Annotated in this window: 19 protein-coding genes; all 19 read left to right on the top strand. The window is 63.3% G+C overall.

The window, feature by feature from the left end; all coding sequences use genetic code 11:
* Positions 1–160 precede the first annotated feature (160 nt).
* The 19 genes from ACQPY0_RS34550 (at position 161) to ACQPY0_RS34460 (ending at position 25,017) form a co-directional block, all read left to right on the top strand.
* Positions 161–2,263: a beta-galactosidase gene (locus ACQPY0_RS34550; RefSeq protein WP_432970148.1), complete on the top strand. Its 2,103-nt coding sequence runs from the start codon at positions 161–163 to the stop codon at positions 2,261–2,263.
* 51 nt (positions 2,264–2,314) lie between these two features.
* On the top strand, positions 2,315–3,646 hold the full coding sequence (locus ACQPY0_RS34545; protein WP_432970145.1) for an ABC transporter substrate-binding protein: 1,332 nt from the start codon (positions 2,315–2,317) through the stop codon (positions 3,644–3,646).
* Between the two features lie 51 nt (positions 3,647–3,697).
* Positions 3,698–4,609 carry a carbohydrate ABC transporter permease gene (locus tag ACQPY0_RS34540; protein ID WP_432970142.1) on the top strand — a complete coding sequence of 304 codons (912 nt, stop codon included), beginning with the start codon at positions 3,698–3,700 and terminating at the stop codon, positions 4,607–4,609.
* Positions 4,606–5,538: a carbohydrate ABC transporter permease gene (locus ACQPY0_RS34535; protein WP_432970139.1), complete on the top strand. Its 933-nt coding sequence runs from the start codon at positions 4,606–4,608 to the stop codon at positions 5,536–5,538. The genes ACQPY0_RS34540 and ACQPY0_RS34535 overlap by 4 nt, the downstream gene beginning before the upstream one ends.
* A complete protein-coding gene (locus ACQPY0_RS34530; RefSeq protein ID WP_432970136.1) occupies positions 5,535–7,022 on the top strand; it encodes a family 43 glycosylhydrolase in 1,488 nt (495 codons plus the stop codon). Before ACQPY0_RS34535 ends, ACQPY0_RS34530 begins: the two co-directional genes overlap by 4 nt.
* 439 nt (positions 7,023–7,461) lie before the next feature.
* Positions 7,462–9,072, top strand: a complete 1,611-nt coding sequence (locus ACQPY0_RS34525; RefSeq protein WP_432970133.1) for a beta-N-acetylhexosaminidase — start codon at positions 7,462–7,464, stop codon at positions 9,070–9,072.
* A 97-nt stretch (positions 9,073–9,169) separates the two neighbouring features.
* Complete coding sequence (locus ACQPY0_RS34520) at positions 9,170–11,590, top strand: glycoside hydrolase family 2 TIM barrel-domain containing protein (RefSeq protein WP_432970130.1); 2,421 nt, start codon at positions 9,170–9,172, stop codon at positions 11,588–11,590.
* Between the two features lie 207 nt (positions 11,591–11,797).
* Positions 11,798–12,811 carry a LacI family DNA-binding transcriptional regulator gene (locus ACQPY0_RS34515; protein WP_432995500.1) on the top strand — a complete coding sequence of 338 codons (1,014 nt, stop codon included), beginning with the start codon at positions 11,798–11,800 and terminating at the stop codon, positions 12,809–12,811.
* Between the two features lie 466 nt (positions 12,812–13,277).
* On the top strand, positions 13,278–13,412 hold the full coding sequence (locus tag ACQPY0_RS34510) for a hypothetical protein (RefSeq protein WP_432970127.1): 135 nt from the start codon (positions 13,278–13,280) through the stop codon (positions 13,410–13,412).
* Between the two features lie 341 nt (positions 13,413–13,753).
* Positions 13,754–13,990 carry a hypothetical protein gene (locus ACQPY0_RS34505; protein ID WP_432970124.1) on the top strand — a complete coding sequence of 79 codons (237 nt, stop codon included), beginning with the start codon at positions 13,754–13,756 and terminating at the stop codon, positions 13,988–13,990.
* A gap of 567 nt (positions 13,991–14,557) precedes the next feature.
* Entirely contained in the window at positions 14,558–15,736 is a 1,179-nt protein-coding gene (locus ACQPY0_RS34500) for a CaiB/BaiF CoA transferase family protein (RefSeq protein ID WP_432970121.1), read from the top strand.
* Positions 15,737–15,842: 106 nt separating this feature from the next.
* Positions 15,843–18,011 (top strand): acetate--CoA ligase family protein, encoded by a 2,169-nt coding sequence (locus tag ACQPY0_RS34495; RefSeq protein WP_432970118.1) that lies wholly within the window; start codon positions 15,843–15,845, stop codon positions 18,009–18,011.
* Positions 18,012–18,198: 187 nt separating this feature from the next.
* Positions 18,199–19,017, top strand: coding sequence for an enoyl-CoA hydratase/isomerase family protein (locus tag ACQPY0_RS34490; protein ID WP_432970115.1), 819 nt, complete (start codon positions 18,199–18,201; stop codon positions 19,015–19,017).
* 82 nt (positions 19,018–19,099) lie between these two features.
* Positions 19,100–20,020 carry an ABC transporter permease gene (locus tag ACQPY0_RS34485; protein WP_432970112.1) on the top strand — a complete coding sequence of 307 codons (921 nt, stop codon included), beginning with the start codon at positions 19,100–19,102 and terminating at the stop codon, positions 20,018–20,020.
* A 170-nt stretch (positions 20,021–20,190) separates the two neighbouring features.
* A complete protein-coding gene (locus ACQPY0_RS34480; RefSeq protein ID WP_432970109.1) occupies positions 20,191–20,928 on the top strand; it encodes an ABC transporter permease in 738 nt (245 codons plus the stop codon).
* A gap of 54 nt (positions 20,929–20,982) precedes the next feature.
* Positions 20,983–22,542 carry an ABC transporter substrate-binding protein gene (locus ACQPY0_RS34475; RefSeq protein WP_432970106.1) on the top strand — a complete coding sequence of 520 codons (1,560 nt, stop codon included), beginning with the start codon at positions 20,983–20,985 and terminating at the stop codon, positions 22,540–22,542.
* Between the two features lie 204 nt (positions 22,543–22,746).
* Positions 22,747–23,631: an ABC transporter ATP-binding protein gene (locus ACQPY0_RS34470; RefSeq protein WP_432970104.1), complete on the top strand. Its 885-nt coding sequence runs from the start codon at positions 22,747–22,749 to the stop codon at positions 23,629–23,631.
* A gap of 11 nt (positions 23,632–23,642) precedes the next feature.
* On the top strand, positions 23,643–24,608 hold the full coding sequence (locus ACQPY0_RS34465) for an ABC transporter ATP-binding protein (RefSeq protein ID WP_432995498.1): 966 nt from the start codon (positions 23,643–23,645) through the stop codon (positions 24,606–24,608).
* Positions 24,609–24,621: 13 nt separating this feature from the next.
* Positions 24,622–25,017, top strand: a complete 396-nt coding sequence (locus tag ACQPY0_RS34460) for a hypothetical protein (RefSeq protein WP_432970102.1) — start codon at positions 24,622–24,624, stop codon at positions 25,015–25,017.
* Positions 25,018–25,056: the final 39 nt, after the last annotated feature.

Here is a 25,056-nt window from a genome sequence, read left to right as displayed (position 1 = left end):
CAGTCCCTGCCTGTCCGCGTTCTTCGAGGACCGCTCCCGGGCAACGCCGGCTCCACGTCTCGGCTAGGTAACAAGCCCAGAGATCGGGTTGCGCGCTTGATTCCGAACGCCGTAACCTCGCCGCAATGTTGTCGACAACATTTCAAGAGACGGGCTGCTAATGGCTACCAACCCCACCTTTTCGGGCATCCTCTTCGGCGCAGCGTATTACGCCGAGTACCAGCCGGATGGAACGCTCGAGCGCGATCTCGACCTCATGCGCGAGGCCGGGTTCAGCGTCATCCGCGTGGGGGAGTCGGTATGGTCGACGTGGGAGCCCCGCGAAGGAGAGTTCGACCTCGAGTGGCTGCAACCTGTGCTCGATGCCGCCCACGTACGAGGCATCGCCGTCGTCCTCGGCACACCGACCTATGCCGTACCGCCCTGGCTGCAGCGTCTTCACCCGGAGATCGCCGCCGAGCCGAAGACCGGCGTTCGTAATGGGTGGGGCGCCCGGCAGGAGATGGACCAAAGCTCCCCGGCATACCGCTTCTACGCCGAACGCGTCGTCCGTGAGGTCGTTGGCCGGTACGCCGATCATCCTGCGGTGATCGGCTTCCAGGTGGACAACGAACCGGGCCTGCACCTACCCCACAACGAACACACCTTCCAGCGTTTCGTCAACTGGCTCAAAGCCCGCTACGGGGATGTTGAGAGCCTCAATCGGGAGTGGGGGCTCGTCTACTGGTCGCACCGGCTCTCCGACTGGGCGGACCTGTGGCGACCCGACGCGAACACCACTCCTCAGTACCAGATCGAGTGGCGTCGCTTCCAGGCGACGCTCGCCACCGAGCTCATCAGCTGGCAAGCCGACGTGGTTCGCGAGTACGCGCGCGAGGACCAGTTCGTCACGACGTGCATTTCCTATCCACGGCCGCAGGTTTCCGATGACGAGTTGGTCGCGTCCCTCGACGTGGTTGCCGGCAACGCTTACTACAGAATGCAGGACGGGCTCGACGCCGGCGTGGATGTGCCGCGGGAAGTGCTGTGGTGGCACACGGGGGTGTGGGCGCTCTTCCAATGGGGAGACCGCGCCTACGCGTCGGCACAGACGCAGTTCCTCGTGACTGAGACCAACGCGCAGTCCGTCGGCGACCCGTGGCAGAACCACCCCCCGTACCCCGGACAGATCAAGCAGGCGGCGTTCGCGCTGCTCGCCCGCGGGGGCCGGATGGTGGAGTACTGGCATTGGCACACGCTGCACTTCGGCGCCGAAACGTACTGGGGCGGCGTCCTGCCGCACAGCCAGCAGCCCGGGCGCATTTACCGGGAGGTGGCGGAGCTCGGCGCCGCGCTGAAGGCGACCGGACCGGTGCTGGACGAGTACGTGCCGGACGCTGACGTTCTCCTGCTGTATTCCACGGACACCAAGTGGTCGTTCGAGGCCTATCCGCCGCTGCCGCTGCCGGGCGGCGGCCCGGACACGGCCGCTTACCTCAACATCTTCGACGCCTTTTACCGCGGATTGTTCGAGGCGGGGGCGCAGGTTCGCGTCAAGCACACGCGTCAGTTCGTCGCGACGCCGGTCGAGGAGCTCGTCGCCCGGTATCCGGTCCTCGTCGCTCCCGCGATCTACGTCGCCGACGATGCGACGCTCCAGCACCTTCGGGCGTACGCAGCGTCCGGGGGCCATCTCGTCGTGGGCATCCGCACTGGATATGCCGACGAGCTCGTCCGCGCGCGGCTGGCGATCGCTCCCGCCTTCCTCGCAGATGCGGCGGGCATCAGCTACGACGAGTACAGCAATATCGAAACTCCGCTCACCGTCCGCTCGACGAGTGGCCTGAAGCTGGAAGAGGGCGCCGCAGCCACCGCCTGGGTGGAGGTCCTTCGCGTCGGCGACGCAGAAGTCCTTGCCGAGTTCGACCAGACGGAACTCGGTGCGCAGGCTGCGATCTCGACACGTCCGTTCGAGGCGGGGAGGGTCACCTACGTGGCCACCGTGCCCAATCCTCCGCTGTCGCGCAGCCTCGCCCGCTGGCTGGTTCCCCATCGTGCGACGACCGAGTGGGCAGCGGGCACCGCTGTCACGGTCTCCACCGGTACGGCGAACGGACGTCGCTTGGCGTTCGTCTCCAACTGGTCTGCCGAGCCGACCCATCTCACAGCGCCGTTCGCCGTTCGTGACGTCGTCACTGGTGAGGTCTGGGATTTCGGCGCACACATACCCCTCGAGCGGCGCGCCGCGTTGCTGCTCGAGGCCACCGGCCACTCACCCGAGTAGCTCGAATCCCTCCACGAAAAGAGACCAATGAGAACCGTACGGAAGACAGCGATGACGCTGGGAACGCTTGCGGTCACGGCCGCGTTAGTGCTCGCCGGTTGTTCCAAGACCGGTTCGAGCGACCAGCAGCAGCAGACCAAGAACGTCACGCAGGCGGACATCGACAAGGCGATGGACACGCCCACCACGCTCACCTTCTGGTCTTGGGTGCCCGACTTGCAGAAGGAGGTCGATCTGTTCGAGAAGAAGTACCCGAAGATCAAGGTCAACCTCGTCAACACGACGGACTCGGCCCGCAGCTACACGAAGGTGCGCGCGGCGTTGAAGGCCGGCAACGGGGCGCCCGACGTTACCCAGATCGGTTACGACTACCTCGGCTCCTTCAAGCAGACGAACAGCCTGCTCGACCTGACGCCGTATGGTGGCAAGGAACTCGCCAACGACTACGTCGACTGGGTGTGGAACCAGGTTTCGGACGCCAAGGGCGTTTGGGCGATCCCCCAGGACTCCGGGCCCATCGGCACCCTGTATCGCAACGACATCTTCAGCAAGGCCGGACTCGGCGGCGCCCCGGCGACCTGGGACGACTTCGCGAAGGCGGCCGAGCAGGTGAAGTCGAAGACCGGGTCGTACATCACCAACCTGCCCGGCAACGACATGCCTCAGATCGTCAGTCTGTTCTGGCAGGCCGGCGCCAAGCCCTTCTCCTACGACGGCGACAAGACCGTCGGCATCGACCTCAACGGTGCCACCGAGAAGAAGGTCATGGCCTACTGGCAGGACCTGATCAAAAAGGACCTGGTGTCGACGGACGCCGACTTCACCGACGAGTTCTACCAGGGCCTGTCCCGCGACAAGTACGCCAGCTGGCTCGTGGCCGCATGGGGACCGGTGTTCCTGCAAGGAACCGCGAAGGACACCGCCGGGAAGTGGCGCGCCGGGAAGATTCCTCAGTGGCAGGCCGGCAAGGACGTCTCCGGCAACTGGGGTGGGTCGTCAGATGTCGTGCTCGCCTCGTCGAAGAACCCGATCGCGGCGTACCAGCTGGCGAAGTTCATCAACCACGACGCGGAGTCCACGCTCAAGCTCGCCAACGAGCAGTTCCTCTTCCCGACCAACACGGCCACCCTGCAGGACCCGAAGTTCACCGACCAGGCCAGCGACTTCTACGGCGGGCAGAAGGTCAACCAGTTCTTCTCCGACGTGTCGAAGACGGTCGACAAGGACTTCCAGTGGCTGCCGTTCATGGACTACGCCAACACCAGCTTCAACGACACACTGGGCAAGGCGATCGCCGAGAAGGGAGACCTCGCGGCCGGACTGACGCAGTGGCAGGACAAGTTGGTCTCCTACGCCAAGCAGCAGGGCTTCACCGTCAAGTAGCCGATCCGACCGGCCCGAGCCCCGCGCCCGGGCCGGTCTCCTGGAGAAACCATGACCTCACTCCCCGTACGCCGGCCGGCGTCTTCGGTCCGGCGTGGGCAGACACGAGCCGCGTGGCTGCTCGTCATCCCGTTCATCGTCGTCTTCGCCGCGATGTTCATCGTTCCGCTGGTGTATTCCGCATACCTCAGCCTCTTCACCTCCCGGCTCGTGGGCGGTGAGGTCTTCGACGGGTTCGCCAACTACACGCGGGCACTGCAGGACCCGAGCTTCTGGGCGGGCCTGAGGCGCGTGTCCCTGTTCCTGTTCATCCAGGTGCCGATCGGGCTGGCCGCGTCGATCTTCTTCGCGCTGGCACTGGATAGCGGGCGGGTCCGTGGCGGCAAGGCCGCCCGTCTGCTCATCTTCGTCCCCTACGCGATCCCCAGCGTGGTCGCTGCGCTGATGTGGGGCTATCTCTATGGGGCTGACTTCGGCCTCATCACCCAGGTCTTCGAACGTGTCGGGCTACAAGCACCCAACCTGCTCTCGCCCCACACGGTGCTGGGTTCGACCATGAACGTCGTCTGTTGGGAGTTCATCGGCTACAACATGATCGTCCTGTTCGCCGCACTCCGATCGGTACCGACGGAACTCTACGAGGCAGCGGAGATCGACGGGGCGGGGCAGTGGCGTATCGCGTGGAGCATCAAACTCCCAGCCATCCGGCCTGCGATCCTTCTCACGATCATCTTCTCGATCATCGGATCCTTTCAGCTCTTCAACGAGCCGAATCTGCTCTTCAACATTGCGCCTAATGCGATCGGGACCGACTTCACGCCCAACCTGTACGCGTACAACGTCGCTTTCAAGAACCAGGAAGTGAACTACGCGGCCGCTATTGCATTCCTCTTGGGCATCATCATCATGATCGTTTCCTTCGCCGTCCAGACGGCCTCCAGCCGAAGGGAGCGCAGCCGATGACCGTCTCACCTCTCGCACCCGGGGCCGCGCGAGCCGTCGATGCACCGAAGCCTCGCCGCAAGCCCCGCAGAGTCGCGGAACGCGACAAGCGCCGAAGCACCTTGCTGACGATCTTCGTCTGGATCTCGGTCATCTACTTCATCGTTCCGCTGCTCTGGTTGACGATCTCCACGACGAAGGACAACGGGGATCTGTTCTCGACGTTCGGGCTGTGGTTCGGAAGGACATTCGAGTTCTTCAACAACGTCGGAAACCTCTTCACCTTCCAGGGAGGCGTCTTCTGGCAGTGGATGCTCAACACCGTCATGTACGCGGTGGTCAGCTCTGTCGGTGCGGCGATCCTTGCGACCGCGGCCGGCTATGCGCTCGCGAAGTACCGGTTCCGGGGCGGCACGGCAGTGTTCTCGGTGATCCTCGGCTCCATCATGGTGCCGCTCACCGCCCTCGCACTGCCGACGTACCTGCTGTTCTCAGCGGCGGGTCTGACGGACACCGTGTGGTCGATCATCCTGCCCTCGCTCGTCAGCCCGTTCGGCGTGTACCTGATGCGCGTCTACGCAGCTGACGCCGTAGACGACGGCCTCCTGGAAGCCGCCCGCGTCGACGGCGCCGGAGAATTCCGCATTTTCGTCACTATCGGGCTGCGGTTGCTCGCCCCGGGCATCGTCACCGTCCTGCTGTTCCAGTTAGTGGCCACCTGGAACAACTACTTCCTGCCGCTGATCATGCTGAACACGCCGTCGCTGTTCCCGGTGACAGTCGGCCTCGCCCAGTGGCAGGGCACGGCGTCCGCCGGAGGAGGCGCCCAGGTGTTGTTCTCCACCGTGCTCACCGGATCCTTCGTCTCCGTTCTGCCGCTCATCGCCGCGTTCATCTTCCTGCAGCGGTACTGGCAGTCCGGACTCGCAACCGGAGGAGTGAAAGGGTGATCCCCGAAACACCGATCATCCCAGGGTTCCACCCGGATCCGTCCATCTGCCGCGTCGGCTCGACCTACTACCTCGTCACGTCCAGTTTCGAGTACGCCCCCGGTGTTCCCATCTTCAGTTCCGGTGATCTGCGTCGATGGAAACAGATCGGACACGTGCTGGACCGTCCGGAGCAGCTCGAGAGCGTGAACGCCAGACCGTCCGGCGGCATTTACGCACCGACGCTGCGTCACCACGACGGCCTTTTCTGGATGATCACCACCAACGTCACTCGCGGGCCCGGCCAAATGCTCGTCACGGCCGAAGACCCCGCCGGCCCCTGGTCCGACCCGCTGCGCATTCCGGACGCACACGGAATCGACCCGGATCTGGCCTGGGATGACGACGGGCGTTGTTGGTTGTCCTGGTCGGGCGAGCTGCCCGCCGGACAGCAGGCCGTGCTCCAGGCTCAGCTCGACCCCGTAACCGGATCGCTGCTCACAGAGCCGATGGTCCTCTGGCGTGGTACCGGAGGTCAGTTCCCAGAAGGTCCGCATCTCTACAGGAAGGACGGCTCCTGGTATCTGGTGATCGCCGAGGGCGGCACCGAACGCGGACACGCCGTCACTGTGGCGCGCGCTTCGTCGCCGAGCGGCCCGTTCGAGCCGTGCCCTTCCAACCCCGTTCTGACGGCGCGAGGAACGGATTGGCCGACGCAGAGCACCGGTCACGCCGATTTCGTCCAGCTCCTCGACGGCTCGTGGGCGATCGTCTTTCTCGGCGTGCGACCACACGGCTCGACGCCCGCCTGGCACGTTCTCGGGCGTGAGACCTTCGCCGCCCGGCTCTCGTGGGACAACGGCTGGCCCCGTGTCGACTGCGCTATCGAGCCGGCCCGCGGCGAAGTGCTCGTCGAAGCACTCACCGCCGACGGCATCCCGCTCTCGTTCGCCTCGCCGTCGGATCTTCCAGCGGAGCTCCTCCACATCGATGGCGGGCAATGGCACCTGCGTGGAACTGCGGAGCAACCTTTCGTCGGACGACGGCAGGAGCACCTGTTCACCTCTACGCGCGCGAAGGTCGGACCGGGCGCCGGGCTGGAACTTCGGATCGACCCGCACCATCGCGTGACCGTGCAGGTCGGTCCCCACTGGGTACGCGCGGTGGCGACAATCGGCGACATGCCGATAGCAATCGGCGAACTCTCAATGGACGCACCTTCGACGATCGAACTGCGCACGGAACCGTCACCTGAACTCGCCGGCACGCCGCGGCACGGTCCGGATCTCATCGTCGCGCGTGCTTTCGACGGTCGCGGGTGGCGCGACCTCGGACGCATCGACGGCAGGTATTTCTCCACTGAGGTGGCCGGCGGTTTCACCGGACGATTCATCGGACTCGTCTCTGACAACCAGGACGCCGTCGTGGAGGAGTTCTTATACCACGGAAGCGACTCGTACACCGCGTTGGCCGATTCGCTGACGGATACGCCGGGGCGGCCATGACCGGCCGCTGGGCGGACGGATCTCTGCGAGACGCACGCCGTCGGCGTCGACATCCGGATGCTCCGGACCGATTCGGACGGCCGCATCGGCTTCAGCGAGCCGGGCTCAAACCATGATTCGCGCACTCCAGTGAAGACGCGGTCCGTACAGACCAGGCACGACGACGCTCGATTCTTCGAACACTCGGACCAGGTGCCGCTGCACGACATCACGCAGAGACTCCGAACCCTCATGCGCGCCCACACCTGCTCCCGCTCGCGCTCGGAGCGCAGAGACCGAGGCCCTAGCGGCTGCAGTTGAGGGAACGGTCACGGCGGCGGCCCGGCAGCCGCAATCCAGCTGTACCCGCACGTCGCCGTCATCGTGGACGAGACAGCCGCGGGCCCGACTCAGCCGAACCGGCTATCGCCGCTTCGCCGAAGCCAGAAAGGAACGTGGGATGAAGAGCAGGTACAGGGCAGTGCGTACTCTCGCGGGGACGCTCGCCGCAGCGGTAGGAGTCAGCCTCGCGGTAGCGTCGCCCGCTGTAGCGGCATCCAGCAATTCCGCATCGGCGACGCCGCCCGTGACAATTCCAGCGCTGCAGTCATGGACTGCAGCGACGGGAACGTTCACGTTTACCGGCAAAAGCCGGGTGCTCGTCAATCAAGGCGACATGCCCAAGCTCAAGCCGGTCGCCGACCTCCTCGCCACCGAGCTCGGGAGCCGGTTCGGCTTCAAGGTGAAGGTCGCATCCAACGGCAACAAGCCCGACCCGGGCGACATTGTCATAGGGCTGCGGAAAGGCATCCCCGGCATCGGGGAACAGGGCTACCAGCTGGCCGTAGAAAAGAGTGCCTCTATCACGGCCGGCACAGAGGACGGCGCCTTCAACGGCACCCGCACGATCCTGCAATTGCTGAAGCACGGGAACACGATTCCCGCCGGCACGGCCCGCGACTGGCCGACCTATCCCGAGCGCGGCGTCATGATCGACCTCGGGCGCATGTACCTGTCGCTGGACTGGCTCAAGGCCCGCGTCCGTGACATGGCCTACCTCAAGCTCAACACGCTGCAGCTCCATCTGAGCGACGACGAGGGCTGGCGAGTCCAGAGCAACCTGGGTTTGCAGTCGGCGCAGTATCTGACGAAGAACGAGATCAAGAGCCTGGTGGCCTACGCGGCGACATACCACATCACGGTGATCCCCGAGATCGACATGCCCGCTCACCTCGGCGTGCTGCTGCAGAAGTACCCGCAGTACCGGCTTGTCGACAAGAACGGCAACGTCTCCCCGACCAAGATCGACTTCACGATACCGGCAGCGCGCGACCTGCTGAAGAGCATCATCGCGGAGTACCTGCCGCTGTTCCCTGGCACGTACTGGCACCTGGGCCAGGACGAGTACCTGGCGAACAGCCAGTTCGCGAACTACCCGCAGCTGGAGCAGTACGCCAAGACGACGGTCGGACCCAACGCCACCGCCAAGGACGCGGTGATTCAGTTCGCCAACGAGATGAACAGGTTCATCCGCAGCAAGTGCAAGGTCGGGCGCGCATGGAACGACAACGTGGGTCCGGGCACCACAATTGAGATCGACAAGAACGTCGTCGTCCAGTACTGGACCGATTCCGACAGTGAGGACCTGTTTGGTCCGAACGGCCCGTACACGCCGCAGACGCTGCTCGACAAGGGCTACCAGATCGTCAACGACAGCCTGCTGCCCACGTACGCCTACCCGTCGGGAGGTCGGACGCCGCAGATCCATGTCAACTACCTGTACGACGCTTGGTCGGTCGAACAGTTCTACGGCTACCTGTACTTCGAGCAGAACGGCACCTATGTCAAGATCCTGCCGGTGAAGACGGTGGCTGTGGGGGCCCCGGGGCTTCGCGGTTCCATGCTGAACATCTGGAACAGCGGTGGGACCTGGACGCAGGACGAGGCCGCGACGGACATCTACCCGCGGATGCGAATCATGGCGCAGAAGACGTGGAACTCTCCGCAGCCCGCGGCTGACTACACCGGCTTCCAGCCGATCATCGATCAGGTCGGATCGCCGAACAGCTGAGTGAACGAACCCTAGGTCGCCCGCGCCCGCCTTGGGCGCGGGCGACCTCCGACCAGAGCGACGCGCCCGGGTGTGGCGTACTACCAGAGGAAATCCGATGAAGCGCTTCCTGTTCAACGATGGCTGGCAGTTCCGACAGAAGGTGAACCCCTTCGACGAGCTAAGCGGCGCGGTGGCGCCCTACGTCGATGTCTTCGTCCCGCACGACGCGATGATCGAGCGCGAGCGCGATCCGCAGGGGGACAGGGCGGCGGCCTACTTTCCCGGGGGCACGTACGAGTACCGCAAGACGTTCGCGGTTCCGGAGGACCTCGAGGGGCAGCGGATCGTGCTCGAGTTCGAGGGTGTCTACCGGGACGCGGCGGTCTACATCAACGGTGCGTTCGCTGGGCATCGCCCGTACGGGTACTCCACATTCACCATCGACGCCGACGAGTTCCTGCGCCCCGGTGAAGAGAACGTCATCAGAGTGGAATGCCGCAATGGACAGGATTCCCGGTGGTACAGCGGGGCCGGCATCTACAGGGACGTCTGGCTCCACGTCGGCTCGCAGGTCCATATTCCCCCGCATGGGCTGCGCGCGAGCGCACCCGACATCGATGACACCGGCGCCATCGTCGAAGTCGCGGTACAGGTCGCCAACGCAGGCAACCGGCGGACAACCGTGGATGTCGCCGTCAGCGTCGTCGATCCGAGCGGAGCCGAGGTCGCAACGGGAGTAGTGCCCGTCACGGTGTCTCCCAACAGCAGCTCGCTGAGCAGGCAACGACTCTACGTCCGCGCGCCCAAGCTCTGGAGCGCCGAGCATCCGGTGCTCTACACCGCCGAGGCTCGGATCACCCGCGACGCAACGACGCTGGACGACACGGTGGCGACGTTCGGCATCCGAAAGCTTCAAGTCGACCCGGTCAACGGGTTCCGCGTGAACGGCGAGACCGTCAAGCTGCGCGGCGCGTGCATCCACCACGACAACGGCATTCTCGGGGCCGCCACGATCCCTGCGGCGGAGGAGCGACGCGTCCGGCTGCTCAAGCAGGCGGGCTTCAACGCAATCCGTTCAGCGCACAACCCCGCAAGCGTCGCGCTGCTCGAGGCCTGCGACCGTCTCGGGATGTTCGTCATCGACGAGACCTTCGACATGTGGGCCGCGCCCAAGATGGACCGAGACTACTCCCTCGCCTTCCCGGAGTGGTGGGAGCGGGACGTTGAGGCGCTGATCGCGAAGGACTACAACCACCCCAGCGTGCTCATGTATTCGATCGGCAACGAGGTAACCGAGACGGGGTCGCCCGCGGGCGGCCTGATCGGCCGCTTGCTGGCGGAGAAGGTGCGTTCACTGGACCCGACGCGTTTCGTGACGAACGCCATCAACGGGCTGCTCGCGGTGATGGACGACGCGAAGGCGATCGCCGCGCAGCGCGGAGGCGACGCCGACGACGCCACCGGCATCAACACGCTGATGGCCGGGCCGATTGACATCATGAACGAGATCAGTGCCTCCCCGCTGGTGACCGAGAAGACCGCGGAGTCTTTCGGTCTGCTCGACATCGCCGGGATGAACTACGTCGACTCGCGGTACGTCCTGGACAAGGAGTTGTTTCCCAACCGGGTCATCGTCGGAACGGAGAGCTTCCCGACGAACATCGACCGCACCTGGGCCCTCGTGACCGAAAACGCGCACGTGATCGGCGACTTCACCTGGACGGGCTTCGACTATCTGGGCGAGGTGGGCCTCGGCCGACCTCAGTATCTGGCCGAAGGCGAGCCGGCACCCACGGCACCCTACCCGTGGATCGCGGGTTGGTGCGGCGACCTCGACCTGATCGGCGAGCGCCGACCCGCCTCCTACTACCGCGAGATCGTCTTCGGTCTGCGGCGCGAGCCATACATCGCAGTGCGGCGCCCGCGCGACGATGGCAAGGTCCTCTCCGCCGGGCCGTGGGCGTGGAGCGACAGCATCGGCAGCTGGACCTGGGCCGGTCAGGAGGGCCGGACGCTTGGCGTTGAGGTGTACAGCGATGCGGACCGGGTGGAGCTCACCGTGAACGGCAGGGTGATCGGCTCCGCGGCAGCGGGCAGGGTGAACCGCTACACCGCGGTTTTCGACGTCCCCTTCGAGCCCGGCACGCTGACGGCAACGGCCATCAGGGATGGGGTCAAGGCGGAGTCATTCAGCCTTGCGACAGCCACGGGGCAGCCGCGGCTGGCGGTCACGGTCGAGGACGCCGGCGCCACGGAACAGCATCTGTTCGCACGAATTGCGGTCGCCGACTCGGACGGAACTGTTTTCACGGGCGCAGATCGTGCCGTGGAGGTCGAAGTCACCGGACCTGCGGAGCTCGTGGCGCTGGGAAGCGGAAACCCCGCTCCCCGCGACACCTACGCAACCGCACGGCACGAGACCTTCGACGGGCGGGCGCTCGCGATCGTACGACGCGCCGCTTCGGGAAGGGTTGTCATCCGGGTGTCGGCCGAGGGCTGCGAGCCGGCCGAGGCCGGACTCGACGGCACCGCTTGAGCGGCAGTTTTGCCGCCATCCGCCGCTTGGATACACGAGACCAATGCTCCATTGTGGATGGACGGTCGGGGAGCGGCCGCTGGGCCCGACGGAAGGACTCGCGTGGCCGGCGCACCGTCGAGCGCCCGACGGAACCCGGCATGGCAACGCCGGTCCGGCACTGAGGGGAGCAGCATGCGTGCCACCGGCCGCCATGGGGCCGCCGTGATGAACGATGTGGCCAGGCTCGCCGGCGTGTCGCACATGACCGTGTCCCGCGTGCTCAACGACCACCCGAACGTCAGCCCGGCGACGCGTCAGCGGGTGCTCGAGGCGGTGCGGCAGCTCGGCTACCGGCCTAACCCGATGGCGCGGGGGCTGGCGGGCCGCCGGTCGCGGGTGGTCGGTGTGGTGTCCTTCGACACGATCCTCTACGGCCCGGCGGCGACCCTGTTGGGCATCGAGCGGGCCGCCCGCGCGGCCGGCTACGGGATCAGCATCGTCATTCTCGAGCACGTCGACCACGCCAACATGGCGTCGGCACTGAGCGCGCTGGCCGACCAGTCGGTGGCTGGTGTGGTGGTCATCGCGCCGCAGACCGCGGCCGTGCTGCACAGCATGCCTCTGGGCATGGCTGCTGTGGCCGTCGAGTTCAACGTCAGCGGCGAGATCCCGGCGATCTCCGTCGACCAGGTCACCGGTGCCCGGATGGCGGTGCAGCACCTGATCGACCTCGGCCACCGCCAAGTGTGGCACCTGTCCGGCCCGCGGGACTTGCACGAGACCCAGGGCCGCATCGAGGGCTGGCAGGCGGCGCTGGCCGACGCCGGCCTGGCCACTCCGCGGCTGATGACCGGGGATTGGAGCGCCCGCTCGGGCTACGACGCCGGGTTGGAGCTGGCCGCCCGCGACGACGTCACGGCCGTGTTCGCCGGCAACGACCATATGGCAATGGGCATGATGCGCGCCTTCCACGAGCGCGGCATCCGGGTGCCCGACGACGTGAGCATCATCGGCTTCGACGATATTCCCGAGGCCGAGTTCCTCTCACCGCCACTGACGACCATCCGGCAGGACTTCGACGAGGTCGGCCGGCGCCGTATCGCCGCGCTGCTGCGCCGCATCGAGGCCGACCTGCCCCACGGCCCCGACAGGCCGTCGCCGGACCCACACGTTGCCCCGATCCTCGTCCCGCGCCACAGCACGGCACCGCCGCAGCGCTCTACGCGTGGCTGCGGGTGATGGCCCAGAGGGACTGGGAGCCACTATGGGATGGTCGAAGGACGCTCGTCATCAGGGAGACTGCGGGGAGTGAGTTCGGGTCGGCGACGCAGCCGGACCGGACGATGCGCGTGGGAGCAGGTCCGCCGGGATCATGATCCACCTCCTCGATCTGGTCTCCAGCCAGATGCGTAGCAGTGTGGAGACGGCCACCGCACTAGCTCCTGCTTTGGGCGCGGATCTCCGTATCCGGGTCATGTGCCGCGGATTGGACCCTTCCTCCCACCAGCGTCGTGCTTGTTCGGACTTGCCTGCTCCGAGCCGGGCGACCAAGACCCGCACCTGCCCCAGCGGCACTTCGACAATCGGATCATCCAGCGCCGCCATCCAGGCGAGCACCGCAGACCGACGCTCCGCCGGCACCTGGGGTGTCAGCCGGGATACTCGTTGGCCATGTCCGCGCCGGACGGCAAGCTGCCATGTCTCGATGCGACTGCGCATCCGCGCGCTGAACGGCATGACAGCGCTGACCTTCTCGATGGCCGCGCCCAGATCGAGCGGCGCGACAGCCTCCGGGATTTCCCTTTCATTGATCGACCAGGTTCGACGGCTGCGGTCGTAATCGGCCAGCTTTCCAGGTCCGGAACTCGTCGATCTCCCTGGTGTGCAGCAGGCATAACAGGAGCAGGTTGCTGGCGTCACGGTTGTCCGTTTCGCTCATATCCGGATCCCAGCGAGGGCCGCCTTCACTGCGTGCATGGATGTGGACCACGCGACTGTTCAGAACGTGCTGTTGCCCGGACAGCCCATGACCCGGAGTCTTTCCAGCTGCCGGGTCACCGCGGCGCCGGGTTCATCGGCCAGCCGTCGGCGCAGAGGTGATCGCGGTACGGGTCAACGAGCGTGGTGCTGTATTGCGGCGGGCGTTGCAACTGCTCCGCCGTCGCCGCCCGGGCATGGCGCTTGACTGTGTTCAGCGCTCATCCTGACCGGCAGCCCGACATCTTCATCGAGGAGGGCGTGCACCGCGGCGTGCCGGTCGAGGATGCACTGCTGGCGGGCCAGGGTCTGCCGGGGTGGGCCGGGGTGCAAGCAGCCGTGGTGTGCGACGACGGTCTTCTCCGCGGTGAGGCCGTGCCACAGGTGCCGCCGGTCGCTGACCTGCACCTCTCGCCGGGCGCGCTGCCGGATCGCCTCTAAGCAGTTGACCCGTCCCGGCATACCACCTGGATACCAGGATGCCGAAGTAGCCACTCGGCGAGAGTGGCGGCCTTACGGTCCAGCGGCACGTTGACGCGCAGGTGCGACACACCACTCACCGCCGTCCGTCAGGACTGCCCGGTACTGATCGGGCGCTCTCGATGCCATTCCGTCCCAGTGGCTCGGCGTCGAAGCCAAACTAAACGAACGTTCTATATAGCGGTCGGGTTGTGGGCGGTTGGCCCGCTCTTGGTCCGCAGGCTCGGTCGGCCAAGCATGTGCAGGGCGGTTCGGCACCTCTGGCATGTCCATGGGCGAAATTCCCGGTAGGCCCGGACTTGAGTCGGTCACCTCGGGCCTGCTCGGCGCGGCGAGCGGGGTGAGCTGAGCGCCTCCGCTCCGCTGAAGCCTGGCGGCTGGATGAGGGGGGCAGGGGAACCGGAAAACTTACCGAACGCTCGCTATTGACAACCGGTGCAAGCCCTTCGTAAGTTCACTCAATATTCGGAAGGGTCTTCTCGACAGGCGTCATGATCGCGCCGCATCAGACCCGAGGAGGATCAACCTATGTCGTGGACCCCATCTGGGCCGTTGTACGGAGTCACGGTTCTTGAGGCGGGTGGCACTGGACCGGTGCCCTTCGCAGCAACACTGTTAGCCGATATGGGCGCCACGGTGGTCAGGGTCGATACCGTGACTGCTGCAAAGGAGGACTCTTCCCATCTCGACGCGCGATTCTCTCGGCGCAGCAGGCGTTCGATAGCTCTCGACCTGAAGTCGCTGGAGGGCAAGGAAATCTTCCTGCGACTTGTTGCGTCGGCGGACGTTCTGCTGGAAGGTTTCCGACCGGGCGTGATGGAGCGGCTCGACCTCGGCCCATCCGAGTGCGCCCGAGTCAATAGGGGACTCATCTACGGGCGAGTGACCGGGTGGGGGCGTGAGGGCCCGCTTGCCGGCGCGGCTGGTCATGACATCAACTACGTTGCCTTGTCAGGCGCGCTTCACGCGACCGGGACAGCTACCAGTGGGCCGGTCCAGCAGTTGAACATCCTGGGTGACTACGCGGGCGGCGCCATGTTTCTCGCATTTGGCGTGGTTTGTGCGCTTCACGAGCGTGGGAAATCCGGAGTCGGTGATGTCGTGGACGCAGCCATGCTGGATGGTGCGCTGTACCTGACGGGCAACACCCTGGTGGACCATCAGCTCGGCCGGTACATCGATGAGCGCGGGGTCAATGACCTTGACGGGGGAACGCCATACTACGGCGTCTATGAGACGGCAGATGGCAAGCATGTAACGATCGCGCCCGGGGAGGCGAAGTTCTGGGAACGATTCTGCGAGCTGGTTGGGATCGACCTTGGACCATTGCCGACGAAGGAGAACCGATCGACATGGCAAGACACTAAGAATCGACTACAAGAAACCTTTCGGAGCCGGACGCGAGATGAGTGGACGGAGCTCTTGGAGGGAACGGACGCGTGCTTTGCACCGGTGATAAGCCTCCGCGAGGTGCCCGTACATCGCCAGATTGCCAGCCAAGGTAAGTTGCGACTTAACGAGGGCGTCTTTCAGCCGGCGCCAACTCCACGTATGGCCAGAGCGGGCGAGTCTGAACTTGGGCCCTCCCCGCGGCCAGGCGCAGACTCCCGACGCCTTCTCCTCGACATCGGGTACTCGAATGACGAAATCGACTCCCTCATGGCAGTCGGAGTCGTTGCCGAGACCGAGGAGCCACTCGCGAACTAGTGGCCGATCGGCCGCGACCCCTTTTCAAGCAAGACGCACACAAGCTACTAGCCCCTAGGCCTATAGCTGACATAGATAGGAATTGGCTAACGTGCAGGAACACGCTATGGAAAGTGCAACCGGCTCTTGGCAAGACGCCTTTCTGAACATGAAGTCGATCGTTTTCGTGGGCGCCACGAATGACCAGCGTAAGCAGGGTTACGTGGTCTTGGACCACATAAAGCACGGCGGCTTCTCGGGCCCTGTATACGGGGTGAATCCCAAAAGGCCTGTAGTCTTCGGAGAGCGTACGTATGCTTCAGCTCTCGACCTCCCAGAAGTGCCCGACCTCGCCTTCATCGCAACCGCCCCTGCCGCCGTGCCTGACGCGCTCAGGGATGTTGGACGGGCGGGAATCCCGCTCGCCCTCGTGCATACCTCGGGATTTGCAGAGGTCGGCGGCAACGGCGTCGCACTGCACGAGCAGATGCTGCAAGTCGCCCGGCAGTATGGCGTGCGGATCATCGGTCCCAACTCGGCCGGAGTTTTCCGAGCGGGTCATATGAATCTCCTGGCCAAGCACGACATCCCCAGCGGGCCGATCGGACTCTTGACGCAGGCTGGTTCAGTCATCACAGCACTTGCCGACCAGGCAGAACATGCACATGCCGGATTCTCGATCGTAATCGCATATGAGAACCAAGCAGATCTGGGCTTGGACGAATTTGTTGACCTCCTCATTGAGGATGAAGCTACTAAGGTCATTGCGATCTACGCGGAAGGCATCCTAGCGGGGCGCGGCGAAGTCACCTATGCCGCCCTCCTGAGAGCAGCTGCTGCCAAGCCAACGATTGTCCTCAAAGGCGGCACAACGGAAGGTGGAATGCGCGCCGTGGCTTCACACACGGCTGCGATTACCTCGTCGAAGGATAGGTTCGAAGCGCTCGTCCGGAGCAGCGGCGCTGTGTCGGTAGACAGCATGGAGGACATGCTAACGATGGCGAACGTGCTCGCCATGTGTCCGCCTCTGAAGACCCGTGCCATTGCCGCGGTGGGTACCGGTGGAGGGCTGGGCACACTCCTGGCAGATGCGCTGTGCCGGCAGGACCTTACAGTGCCGGCGTTCACTCCAGGAACCGTCAGGGAGGTTGCTTCAGTACATACTATCCCCTACGGAGCTAGCGGTAACCCCGTGGATCTGGTCGGCGGGCAGCACGTCGAGGCGCGCCTCCACTCCAAGGTCAACGCCATCGTGCGGAGGCTGGAGCCAAGTATCGGTGGATATCTCAATTATGGCTTTTACGGGCGATATGAAGAGAACAATCACGAGACGAAGGATGCGAGCGGAAGGTCCCTCCTGGAATTCGCGCGCGGACTCGTTGAGTTTGCAAAGGCGGAGCGAGTTCCCGTCCTATTCTATTCGCCTTTTGCGATGGACGACACCGAGGAACTTCGGATTCTTCGCGATGGCGGGATCCCGACATTCCACTCGATCCCGCTCGCAGCCAAGTCGATGCGTGCTCTGGCAGATGCCTACGAGGGCAAGCAGCGGGCCACGGAACGACTGAGGCAGCTCGATGAGCTATTCCACAATAGCCTAGAGCTGGGTGTGGCGGACCCGAAGGGTGGGCTCGTCCCGGATCACAAGGCGCTGGCCGCCCTCGATTCCATCGGGGTACCAGTTGCAAACTGGGCCTTCGTGAGCGTTGGTGACCTCTCGCGGGCCGGAGCGGTCAGCGAATCCGTTGGCTACCCACAGGTCGTCAAGGTCGTAGTAGACGGCCTTGCGCACAAGTCAGACGTTGGCGGGGTGCGGACCGGTGTGTCGTCGCAGAGCCAGGCGGTCACAACGGTGAACGAACTAACCGAGCTTTTCCGATCCCAGCACTCGAGCAAGTCACTAACCGGATTCTTGATCATGAGCCAGGTGCCAGCGGATCACGAGTTGCGGATCGGCATCGTCAAAGATGAATCCCTTGGACTCATCGTCGATGTTGGGTTCGGGGGCACGGCCACCGAACTGGTTCAGGATCATGTATCAGACATCGCCCCGCTGTCTTCTCACGAGGCGGAAGAGCTCATTCAGCAACTGCGCATGTTCCCGTTGCTGAACGGATACCGGGGCGGCGCGGTGTATGACACGAAGGCCATCGCTGAACTCATTTCTAAACTCACGATCGCCGCATGCAGCGATAGCCGCCTCATGGAGCTTGAAGTCAACCCCCTGCGCATATCACCGCACGGCATCAATATTGTTGATGTCAAGTTGCGACGGAGCGTGGTCGAAGATACCTGAGCGTGCTGCGCACACCGTTCCGTGGGCCTCGCACGCGGCGACGACGTATGCCCACGGAACGGTGTCCATGGCGGAAATTGACGGCCCGGATGCGGCGATGCGGGGGTGCCCTTAGCTGAGCTGTCTGTCTTTCGTAACTCCCTGCCTCTGGGATACGCCAACGATTCTGCTGGATAGTGGAGCTGCTATGAATGACCACCTGATCGTTACTCTCGACAACTCAATCGGCACCATTCTATTGAACCGTCCTGAGAAGCTGAATGCAATGACGGGGGAGATGTACCGCGGTATCGCCAAGGCGGTGCAAGAACTTGATGACGACCCTGTGTGCCGAGTCATCGTCCTGCGCGGGGCCGGTCGCGCCTTCTCGTCTGGCGGGGATCTCTCATCCCAGGCTGACGGCTGGAGCTCTGATCCTGCCGAGGTGCTGCGTTCCCGTGTCGTCATGGCGAACTCATCAAGATGGGCGGTCTGGGATTCATCGACCCCCGTGGTCGCCGTGGTGCAAGGTTACTGCCTCGGCGGAGGTTTTGAACTTGCGCTGCCCGCTGACTTCACGCTGGCGCATGAAGACGCCCGGTTCGGCGAGCCAGACGCGCTGTTCGGAGCGGGCCCGGCATTTCTACTGTTGCCCTGGGTCGCTGGGCACAAGATTGCCAAAGAGCACCTGATGCTGGGCCAGCAGTTCAGTGCCCAGCGCGCATACGAATGCGGCATCGTGACACGCGTTTACGCCGGCAACGAGTTCGAGGTCGGCGTAGACGCCTTCATTGCCGACATACTCAAGCTTTCACCGCATGCTCTGGCGGCTATGAAGGCGGGCATCAACCGCAGTTACGAAATCGCGGGAATGCGCACAGCGATCGACACCTGGGTTGAGCGCGCGGTAATGCTGCCGGGGGTTCCAGACGAACAGTCCGCGCTGTTCATGGAGGGGGTGCGGCGCGGCAAGGTCGCTGATGCCATCCGTCAGCGCAATAGTTACCACGAGTCGGACAAGGCATAAAGGCGAGTCGGTCTATTTGGCGAGGGCCAGCGGTTGAGGCCCGGATTCTCGGTTAGCAGCCGTAACGATAGGGAGTGACGCGATGAAGCGACTCATTCTCAACCAGGTACTCGCCGGCTTCTGCGTGGTGCTTGGGGCCTTGACCTTAGTCTTTTTCATGGTGCGTCTGGGAAGCGATCCAACGGCAATCATTCTGCCGCAGGATGCGCCCGAGTCGGCACGGGTCTCCCTTCGAGCTGAACTCGGACTGGATCGGCCACTGGCGGTGCAGTACTTCGACTTTGTGCTCAAGGCTCTTCGTGGTGATCTCGGAACGTCCTACTTTGACTCCACGCCGGTCTCAAAGGTGGTGCTGCAGTATCTGCCGAACACGCTGATGCTTGCTGGCACTTCCTTTGTTGTGACGCTTCTTATCGCGATCCCCCTTGGAACGCTAGCTGCGGTTCGCCGAGGCAGAGCCATCGACAGCTTTGTGCAGGCCGCCGCGGTTTTCGGCACATCGATTCCAGGGTTCTGGTCTGGCCTGATGCTCCTGCAGGTCTTCGCTGTTGGTCTTGGGTGGTTTCCGACGTATGGCTCGACTGGCCCTTCAAGCATTGTGCTTCCGACCGCGTGCTTGGTGATCTTTCTTTTCCCAACTATTGCTCGCTTAACTAGGTCATCGGTGCTTGAAACCTTGTCCCAACCGTATGTCGAAACGGCCCGGGCGAAGGGTGCGGGTGAGTTCCGTGTCGTGGCCATCCATGTGATGCGCAATGCACTCATCCCGATCGTAGTGCTGGCAGGAATTCAGCTTGGCGGACTATTGGGCGGCGCCGTGATCACTGAGGCTGTTTTTGCATGGCCTGGCATCGGGACGCTCGCAATCCAGTCGATTAGTCGCAGCGACTACCCAGTGGTGCAGGGGGTGGTCATATATGCCTCACTCATCTATGTCGCGGAATCCGTTGTGACAGAGATCCTCGCCGCCTCGATCAATCCGCGACTGCGAGGCCAGCAATGACTATGATTCCCCCGCCTAGGGTTGAGGTATCGCGCAAGCTGGCTTGGATTGGACGTCGCTCCCGACAGCGTAACGCCTCCAGCGTTTCTCAAGCGATTACTCTCGCCCTTGTCGCGATCACGCTCCTTGGGTATCTCGTGATTGTCCTTTTCGGTCCTAGTCTCGCGCCCATGGACCCTCTGGCCCAAGACCTGTCGAGCCGCCTGCTCCCCCCTGGGTCCAAGGGAAGTCTCGGGTCCTATCCGCTCGGTACCGACCCGTTGGGCAGGGACATGCTGTCTCTGTTGCTGGCAGGCGCACGAACGATTGTCTTGCAGAGTCTCATAGCCGTGATGCTCGGAGCGACCGCTGGTGTTGGTCTCGGCTTGGTGTGCGGGTATTTCGGGGGAGCCCTCGGCCGGCTTTTGATGCTGCTTACCAACCTTCAACTTGCGTTCCCGTTCTTCCTGCTTGCGCTGTCGGTCGTTGGGATCCTCGGCCCGAGCTTCTGGCTGATCGTCGTCGTAGTTGCTCTCGCTTCCTGGGTCGAACTGGCACGGGTCACGTACATGGAGGCGAGGATTCTTTGTCAGAGCGAATTCGTCCTCGCGGTCCGGGTGATGCGGGGTAGCGTATTTCGGATAATCCTCCGGCACCTCTTGCCGAATGTGGCACCGTCCGTTCTCATTCTTTCTTCCCTGCTGTTCGGTTCTGCGATCGTCACGATTTCCGGACTCGGATTTGTAGGCTTGTCGCTCCCCGGTGAAGTCCCGAACTGGGGACAGATGCTCGGCGAAGGCCGCGCGTATATCACCACCGCTTGGTGGCTGACGGTACTTCCCGGACTAGCCATCTTTGCGCTGGTGCTCTGCATTAACGTGGCCGCGGAAAGACTGCGTAGCCGTTTGGTAGGTGGACGTATGAGTTGAGGGTCGTCTGTCCGAATAGACGAACCCTTCGTTGTCGAGTAAGGGAGATATGAAGTGATCCTGAAGAAGCTCGGCGCCGCTACGGCAGCGGGTCTTGCCGTAACCCTGGTGGCGGCTTGCTCGTCGGTGCCTGGACAAGGGCCAAACGCCTCAACGGTTGTTCGAATCGCCTTGAGTAGCGGGCTGGACAAGCTGGATCCGCATGTTTCGAGCAACGGATCCGACATGGATATCATGCGTCAGATCTACGAAACGCTGCTGGAGATTGATCCAAAGACTGGGGACCTAAAGCCGTCGCTGGCGACGAGCTACGAGCTGGTCAACCCCACGACGTGGCGCTTTGCACTGCGGCGCGATGTCCAGTTTACGAACGGGGAGAAGTTTAACGCGGAGGCTGTCAAGTACTCAATTGACCGCATTCTAAACCCAGCGACGGCCTCCACAAACGCAAGCCAACTCTCCTCCATCAAAGCGGTTACGGTGGTAGACGAATTCACAGTTGACGTAGTCACATCGTATCCCGATCCGTCTCTTGTGCGTCGCATGCAGCCGGTCGGTGGGTCCGGCCGCGTCTTCATCGCTCCTCCAAAGTACTTCGCCGAGCACGACAAGGAATACCTCAGTAATCATCCGGTTGGAACTGGTCCCTTCAAGCTGAAGGAGTGGAAGAAGGGCCAGTCCCTCACGTTCGAGCGTAACGAATCCTATTGGGGGCAGAAGCCGGACGTTACGGAGGCGGTGGTTTCCTTCATTCCGGAGAACGCAACTCGCGTGAATGCGCTGCTGGCCGGCCAGGTGGACTTGATCGGTGCAGTACCTATTCAGGACATCGACCGTCTTGAGAAGACCAATGGTGTTCACATCGCAGAGAGTGGCCGGGGTATGGTTATTACCCTCTCGCTCGATATGCGGAAGCCCCCCTTCGATAACCTCAAGGTCCGCCAGGCGTTCGCGCACGCTATCAACACCAGGGAGATCGTCGACAAGATCCTCGGAGGGCACGGCGTTGTACTTGGGGTTCCGATGGCTCCTGAGGTGCCTCAGTTCGATAAGTCCATCCAGCCGTACGACTATGATCCTAAGTTGGCAAAGCAGCTTCTTGCAGAATCGGGCTATACCCCCCAGCAGCTGACGATCAATACGAAGACGTCGAATGGGCGGTTCAACGCGGACGCGCAGATCTACGAGTTCGTCAACAAGCAACTCAACGATGTCGGCTTCACAGTTAACCCACAGGCGGTGGAGTGGGGCCGGCTCGTTGCGCAGCTCGCGCAGGGGGATGGCGGCCCGTTCCTGATGACGGGCTGGGATTTCTCCGAAGGGTCACCAAGCAAGCAGAAGTCATTCCTGCACAAGACGTCGCCCATGAAGATGGCAGTCCTGCCGCAGTGGGACGCAGTGGTCGATAGGGCCGAGCGGACCACGAACCAGGATGAGAACCTGCAGTTATGGCAGGAGGCGCAGAAGATCGAGCATGATGAGTACGCGATCGGCGCCATCTGGCGACTCAACGCCGTCTATGGCGTCAGCGATCGCGTGCAGTGGGAGCCATCCTTCGGAGAGAACCTCATCCTGAAGCAGATCCGGGTAGCTAGTCAGCCGGCTTCGAAGTAGAGGTAGCGTCGGATGATCCACACGCCTGAGGGCGGCGCGAGTGGTGGTCCAGTGGCCGACTCAATCGAAAGTCGGCCACAGGACCATGGCAGGGCAGCGCCACCACTCCTCGATGTCCGGGGCCTGTCCGTCACCTTCAACACCCGAGGGGGTCCGCTTACGGTTGTCCGAGGCCTCGATCTGCAACTGGGTCGTGGTGAGACGTTGGCGGTCGTTGGCGAGTCGGGTTCGGGCAAATCGGTCTCGATGCGGGCTCTGCTCGGGCTGTATACCGATGCGGGGAGGGTCTCCGTCGCCGGCTCAGCACGATTGGACGGAGTTGACCTTGTTGGCCAGAGCCGACGGCGCCTCCGCGCAATCCGCGGAAACCGCATAGCCCTGATTGCTCAGGACGCCTTGGCATCGCTTAACCCATCTTTGACGGTTGGCTATCAGCTGTGCGAGGCAATCCGCCTGCACAAGCGATGGGATACCAAGCGTGTACGCGCGCGCGCCATCGAGCTGCTCAACATGGTGGGAATCCCGTCGGCGAGCAGTAGGCTCTCGAACTACCCGCACGAGTTCTCGGGAGGTATGCGCCAACGAGTGCTGATTGCGATCGGCCTGGCCGCTGACCCTGAGATCCTGATTGCGGACGAGCCTACGACCGCGCTCGATGTAACGATCCAAGCCCAGATTCTTCTCCTATTGCAAGATATCCAAAGCCAAACTGGCCTTGGCCTGATCATGATCACTCATGATATGGGAGTTGTTGCCGAGACTGCTGATCGAGTATGCGTCATGTACGCCGGCTCGGTCCTCGAGAGTGGCGCGGTAACCGACGTGTTTGCCTCGCCAAGACATCCTTACAGTGTTGGCCTCCTTGACGCGTTGCCGCGGTTGGATCGAATCGACGAGCGGCTGAAACCCATTCCGGGTAATCCGCCGCGCGTCGGGCTGCTTACTCCTGGGTGCACGTTCGCGCCGCGTTGCTATATGGCGAGGCCGGAGTGCGCATCTCACACTATGGCTCTCGAGACCGTTGGCGTGCATCACAGGTCCGCCTGTATGTTCTGGGACCGCCTCGAGAACTCGGAGGAGACGCCGTGATTGATCAGCCTATGCCGATCCTTAGGGCGGAGGCCGTACACAAGACGTATCGGACCAGGGGCAGGTCATCTTCCGCCGTGTATGCCCTTCGTGGTGTTAGTCTCTCCATTCAACCAGGGCAGACATTGGGAGTGGTCGGCGAATCCGGTTGCGGGAAGTCCACCCTGGCGCGCGTACTCGTAGGGCTCGAAACGCCTTCGCAGGGACGACTGCTGGTTCATGAGCAGGATGTCGCCGTAGCGCGTCGACGCGCGCAGGACGCGCTGATGCGGCAGGTGCAAATGGTTTTCCAGTCACCTGCGACTTCGCTGGACCCTCGGATGTCGGTGCGGCAGATCATCCGCGAGCCGATGGACGTAATTCGACCTCGGATCCCTCGGGGTGCAAAAGGAGAGCGAGTCAATGAGCTCCTTGGAGCCGTTGGGTTACCTGAGGAGATTGGGGGACGCCGTCCAACGGCACTTTCAGGGGGGCAGCAGCAGCGAGTGGCGCTCGCACGGGCGTTGTCGTCTCATGCCAAGGTGATCGTTTGCGACGAAGTTGTGTCGGCGCTCGACGTTTCCATTCAAGCTCAGGTGGTGAATCTGCTACGCGACATGCAACAACAAACGGGCGTCTCGTACGTCTTCATCGCCCATGACTTGAGCGTCGTCGCCACCATCGCGCACCATGTCGCGGTTATGTACTTCGGTCGAGTCGTGGAGTACGGCGCGCGAGAGCAGATCTACGGAAATCCCCAGCACCCATATACCCGCGCCCTGTTGTCATCGGTGCCCGTCCCAGACCCGGCACTGACCCCGACCGAACGAATCGTGCTGACAGGGGACCTGCCGTCGCCGACGGAGATACCCACTGGCTGTCCCTTCCGGACGCGGTGCTGGCAGGCACAGGACATTTGCGCACATCAGGACCCGCCCTTGGCTCACAACGCCGATGCAAGCCATGAAGTGGCATGCCACTTTCCAATGGAAATGTAGGAGGTCGAAAGGAATGAGGATTTCCGGTGATGAGGCGACCCTTCGACTTCGGTTGCGCTCGGGGGACACGCACTACCCAAGCAGTGTCATTCCCGCCGGCAGTCTGATGGCCTACATGGGCGACGCCGGCACGCTGCTGCGAGCGCAAAACGAGCAGGATCCGGGGTTCCTTGTCCGTTGGGAAGGTGCCGACTTCATCGTTGCCTGCTTCATCGGGGACTTCGTCGAAGTGCGTGCGCAGCTGGTTAGCACCGGGAATAGGTCGTGGCGAGTGCTCTCGACCGTGCACAAGCTTGTAGGCGCTGCGAATGAGATTGACGAGAAGGCTGGGGTCAAGACTGTCTTCGATCCGCCCCTGCTTGTCGCGTCAGGAACGTATGTCGGAGCGGTACCCCGATACCGCGGCTGAGCACCGGCTGAAATTTTATCCATGGGCAGTTATAGGAGC

The organism is Dactylosporangium sp. CA-233914 (genome assembly GCF_050942935.1).
Classification (GTDB): Bacteria; Actinomycetota; Actinomycetes; order Mycobacteriales; family Micromonosporaceae; genus Dactylosporangium.
This window is presented reverse-complemented; position numbering and strand designations above follow the sequence as displayed.

Coding starts and splice junctions, on each gene's coding strand:
- ACQPY0_RS34550 (WP_432970148.1), top strand. CDS start 161: ATGGCTACCAACCCCACCTTTTCGGGCATCCTCTTCGGCGCAGCGTAT.
- ACQPY0_RS34545 (WP_432970145.1), top strand. CDS start 2,315: ATGACGCTGGGAACGCTTGCGGTCACGGCCGCGTTAGTGCTCGCCGGT.
- ACQPY0_RS34540 (WP_432970142.1), top strand. CDS start 3,698: ATGACCTCACTCCCCGTACGCCGGCCGGCGTCTTCGGTCCGGCGTGGG.
- ACQPY0_RS34535 (WP_432970139.1), top strand. CDS start 4,606: ATGACCGTCTCACCTCTCGCACCCGGGGCCGCGCGAGCCGTCGATGCA.
- ACQPY0_RS34525 (WP_432970133.1), top strand. CDS start 7,462: ATGAAGAGCAGGTACAGGGCAGTGCGTACTCTCGCGGGGACGCTCGCC.
- ACQPY0_RS34520 (WP_432970130.1), top strand. CDS start 9,170: ATGAAGCGCTTCCTGTTCAACGATGGCTGGCAGTTCCGACAGAAGGTG.
- ACQPY0_RS34515 (WP_432995500.1), top strand. CDS start 11,798: ATGAACGATGTGGCCAGGCTCGCCGGCGTGTCGCACATGACCGTGTCC.
- ACQPY0_RS34510 (WP_432970127.1), top strand. CDS start 13,278: ATGCGACTGCGCATCCGCGCGCTGAACGGCATGACAGCGCTGACCTTC.
- ACQPY0_RS34500 (WP_432970121.1), top strand. CDS start 14,558: ATGTCGTGGACCCCATCTGGGCCGTTGTACGGAGTCACGGTTCTTGAG.
- ACQPY0_RS34495 (WP_432970118.1), top strand. CDS start 15,843: ATGGAAAGTGCAACCGGCTCTTGGCAAGACGCCTTTCTGAACATGAAG.
- ACQPY0_RS34490 (WP_432970115.1), top strand. CDS start 18,199: ATGAATGACCACCTGATCGTTACTCTCGACAACTCAATCGGCACCATT.
- ACQPY0_RS34485 (WP_432970112.1), top strand. CDS start 19,100: ATGAAGCGACTCATTCTCAACCAGGTACTCGCCGGCTTCTGCGTGGTG.
- ACQPY0_RS34480 (WP_432970109.1), top strand. CDS start 20,191: ATGGACCCTCTGGCCCAAGACCTGTCGAGCCGCCTGCTCCCCCCTGGG.
- ACQPY0_RS34465 (WP_432995498.1), top strand. CDS start 23,643: ATGCCGATCCTTAGGGCGGAGGCCGTACACAAGACGTATCGGACCAGG.
- ACQPY0_RS34460 (WP_432970102.1), top strand. CDS start 24,622: ATGAGGATTTCCGGTGATGAGGCGACCCTTCGACTTCGGTTGCGCTCG.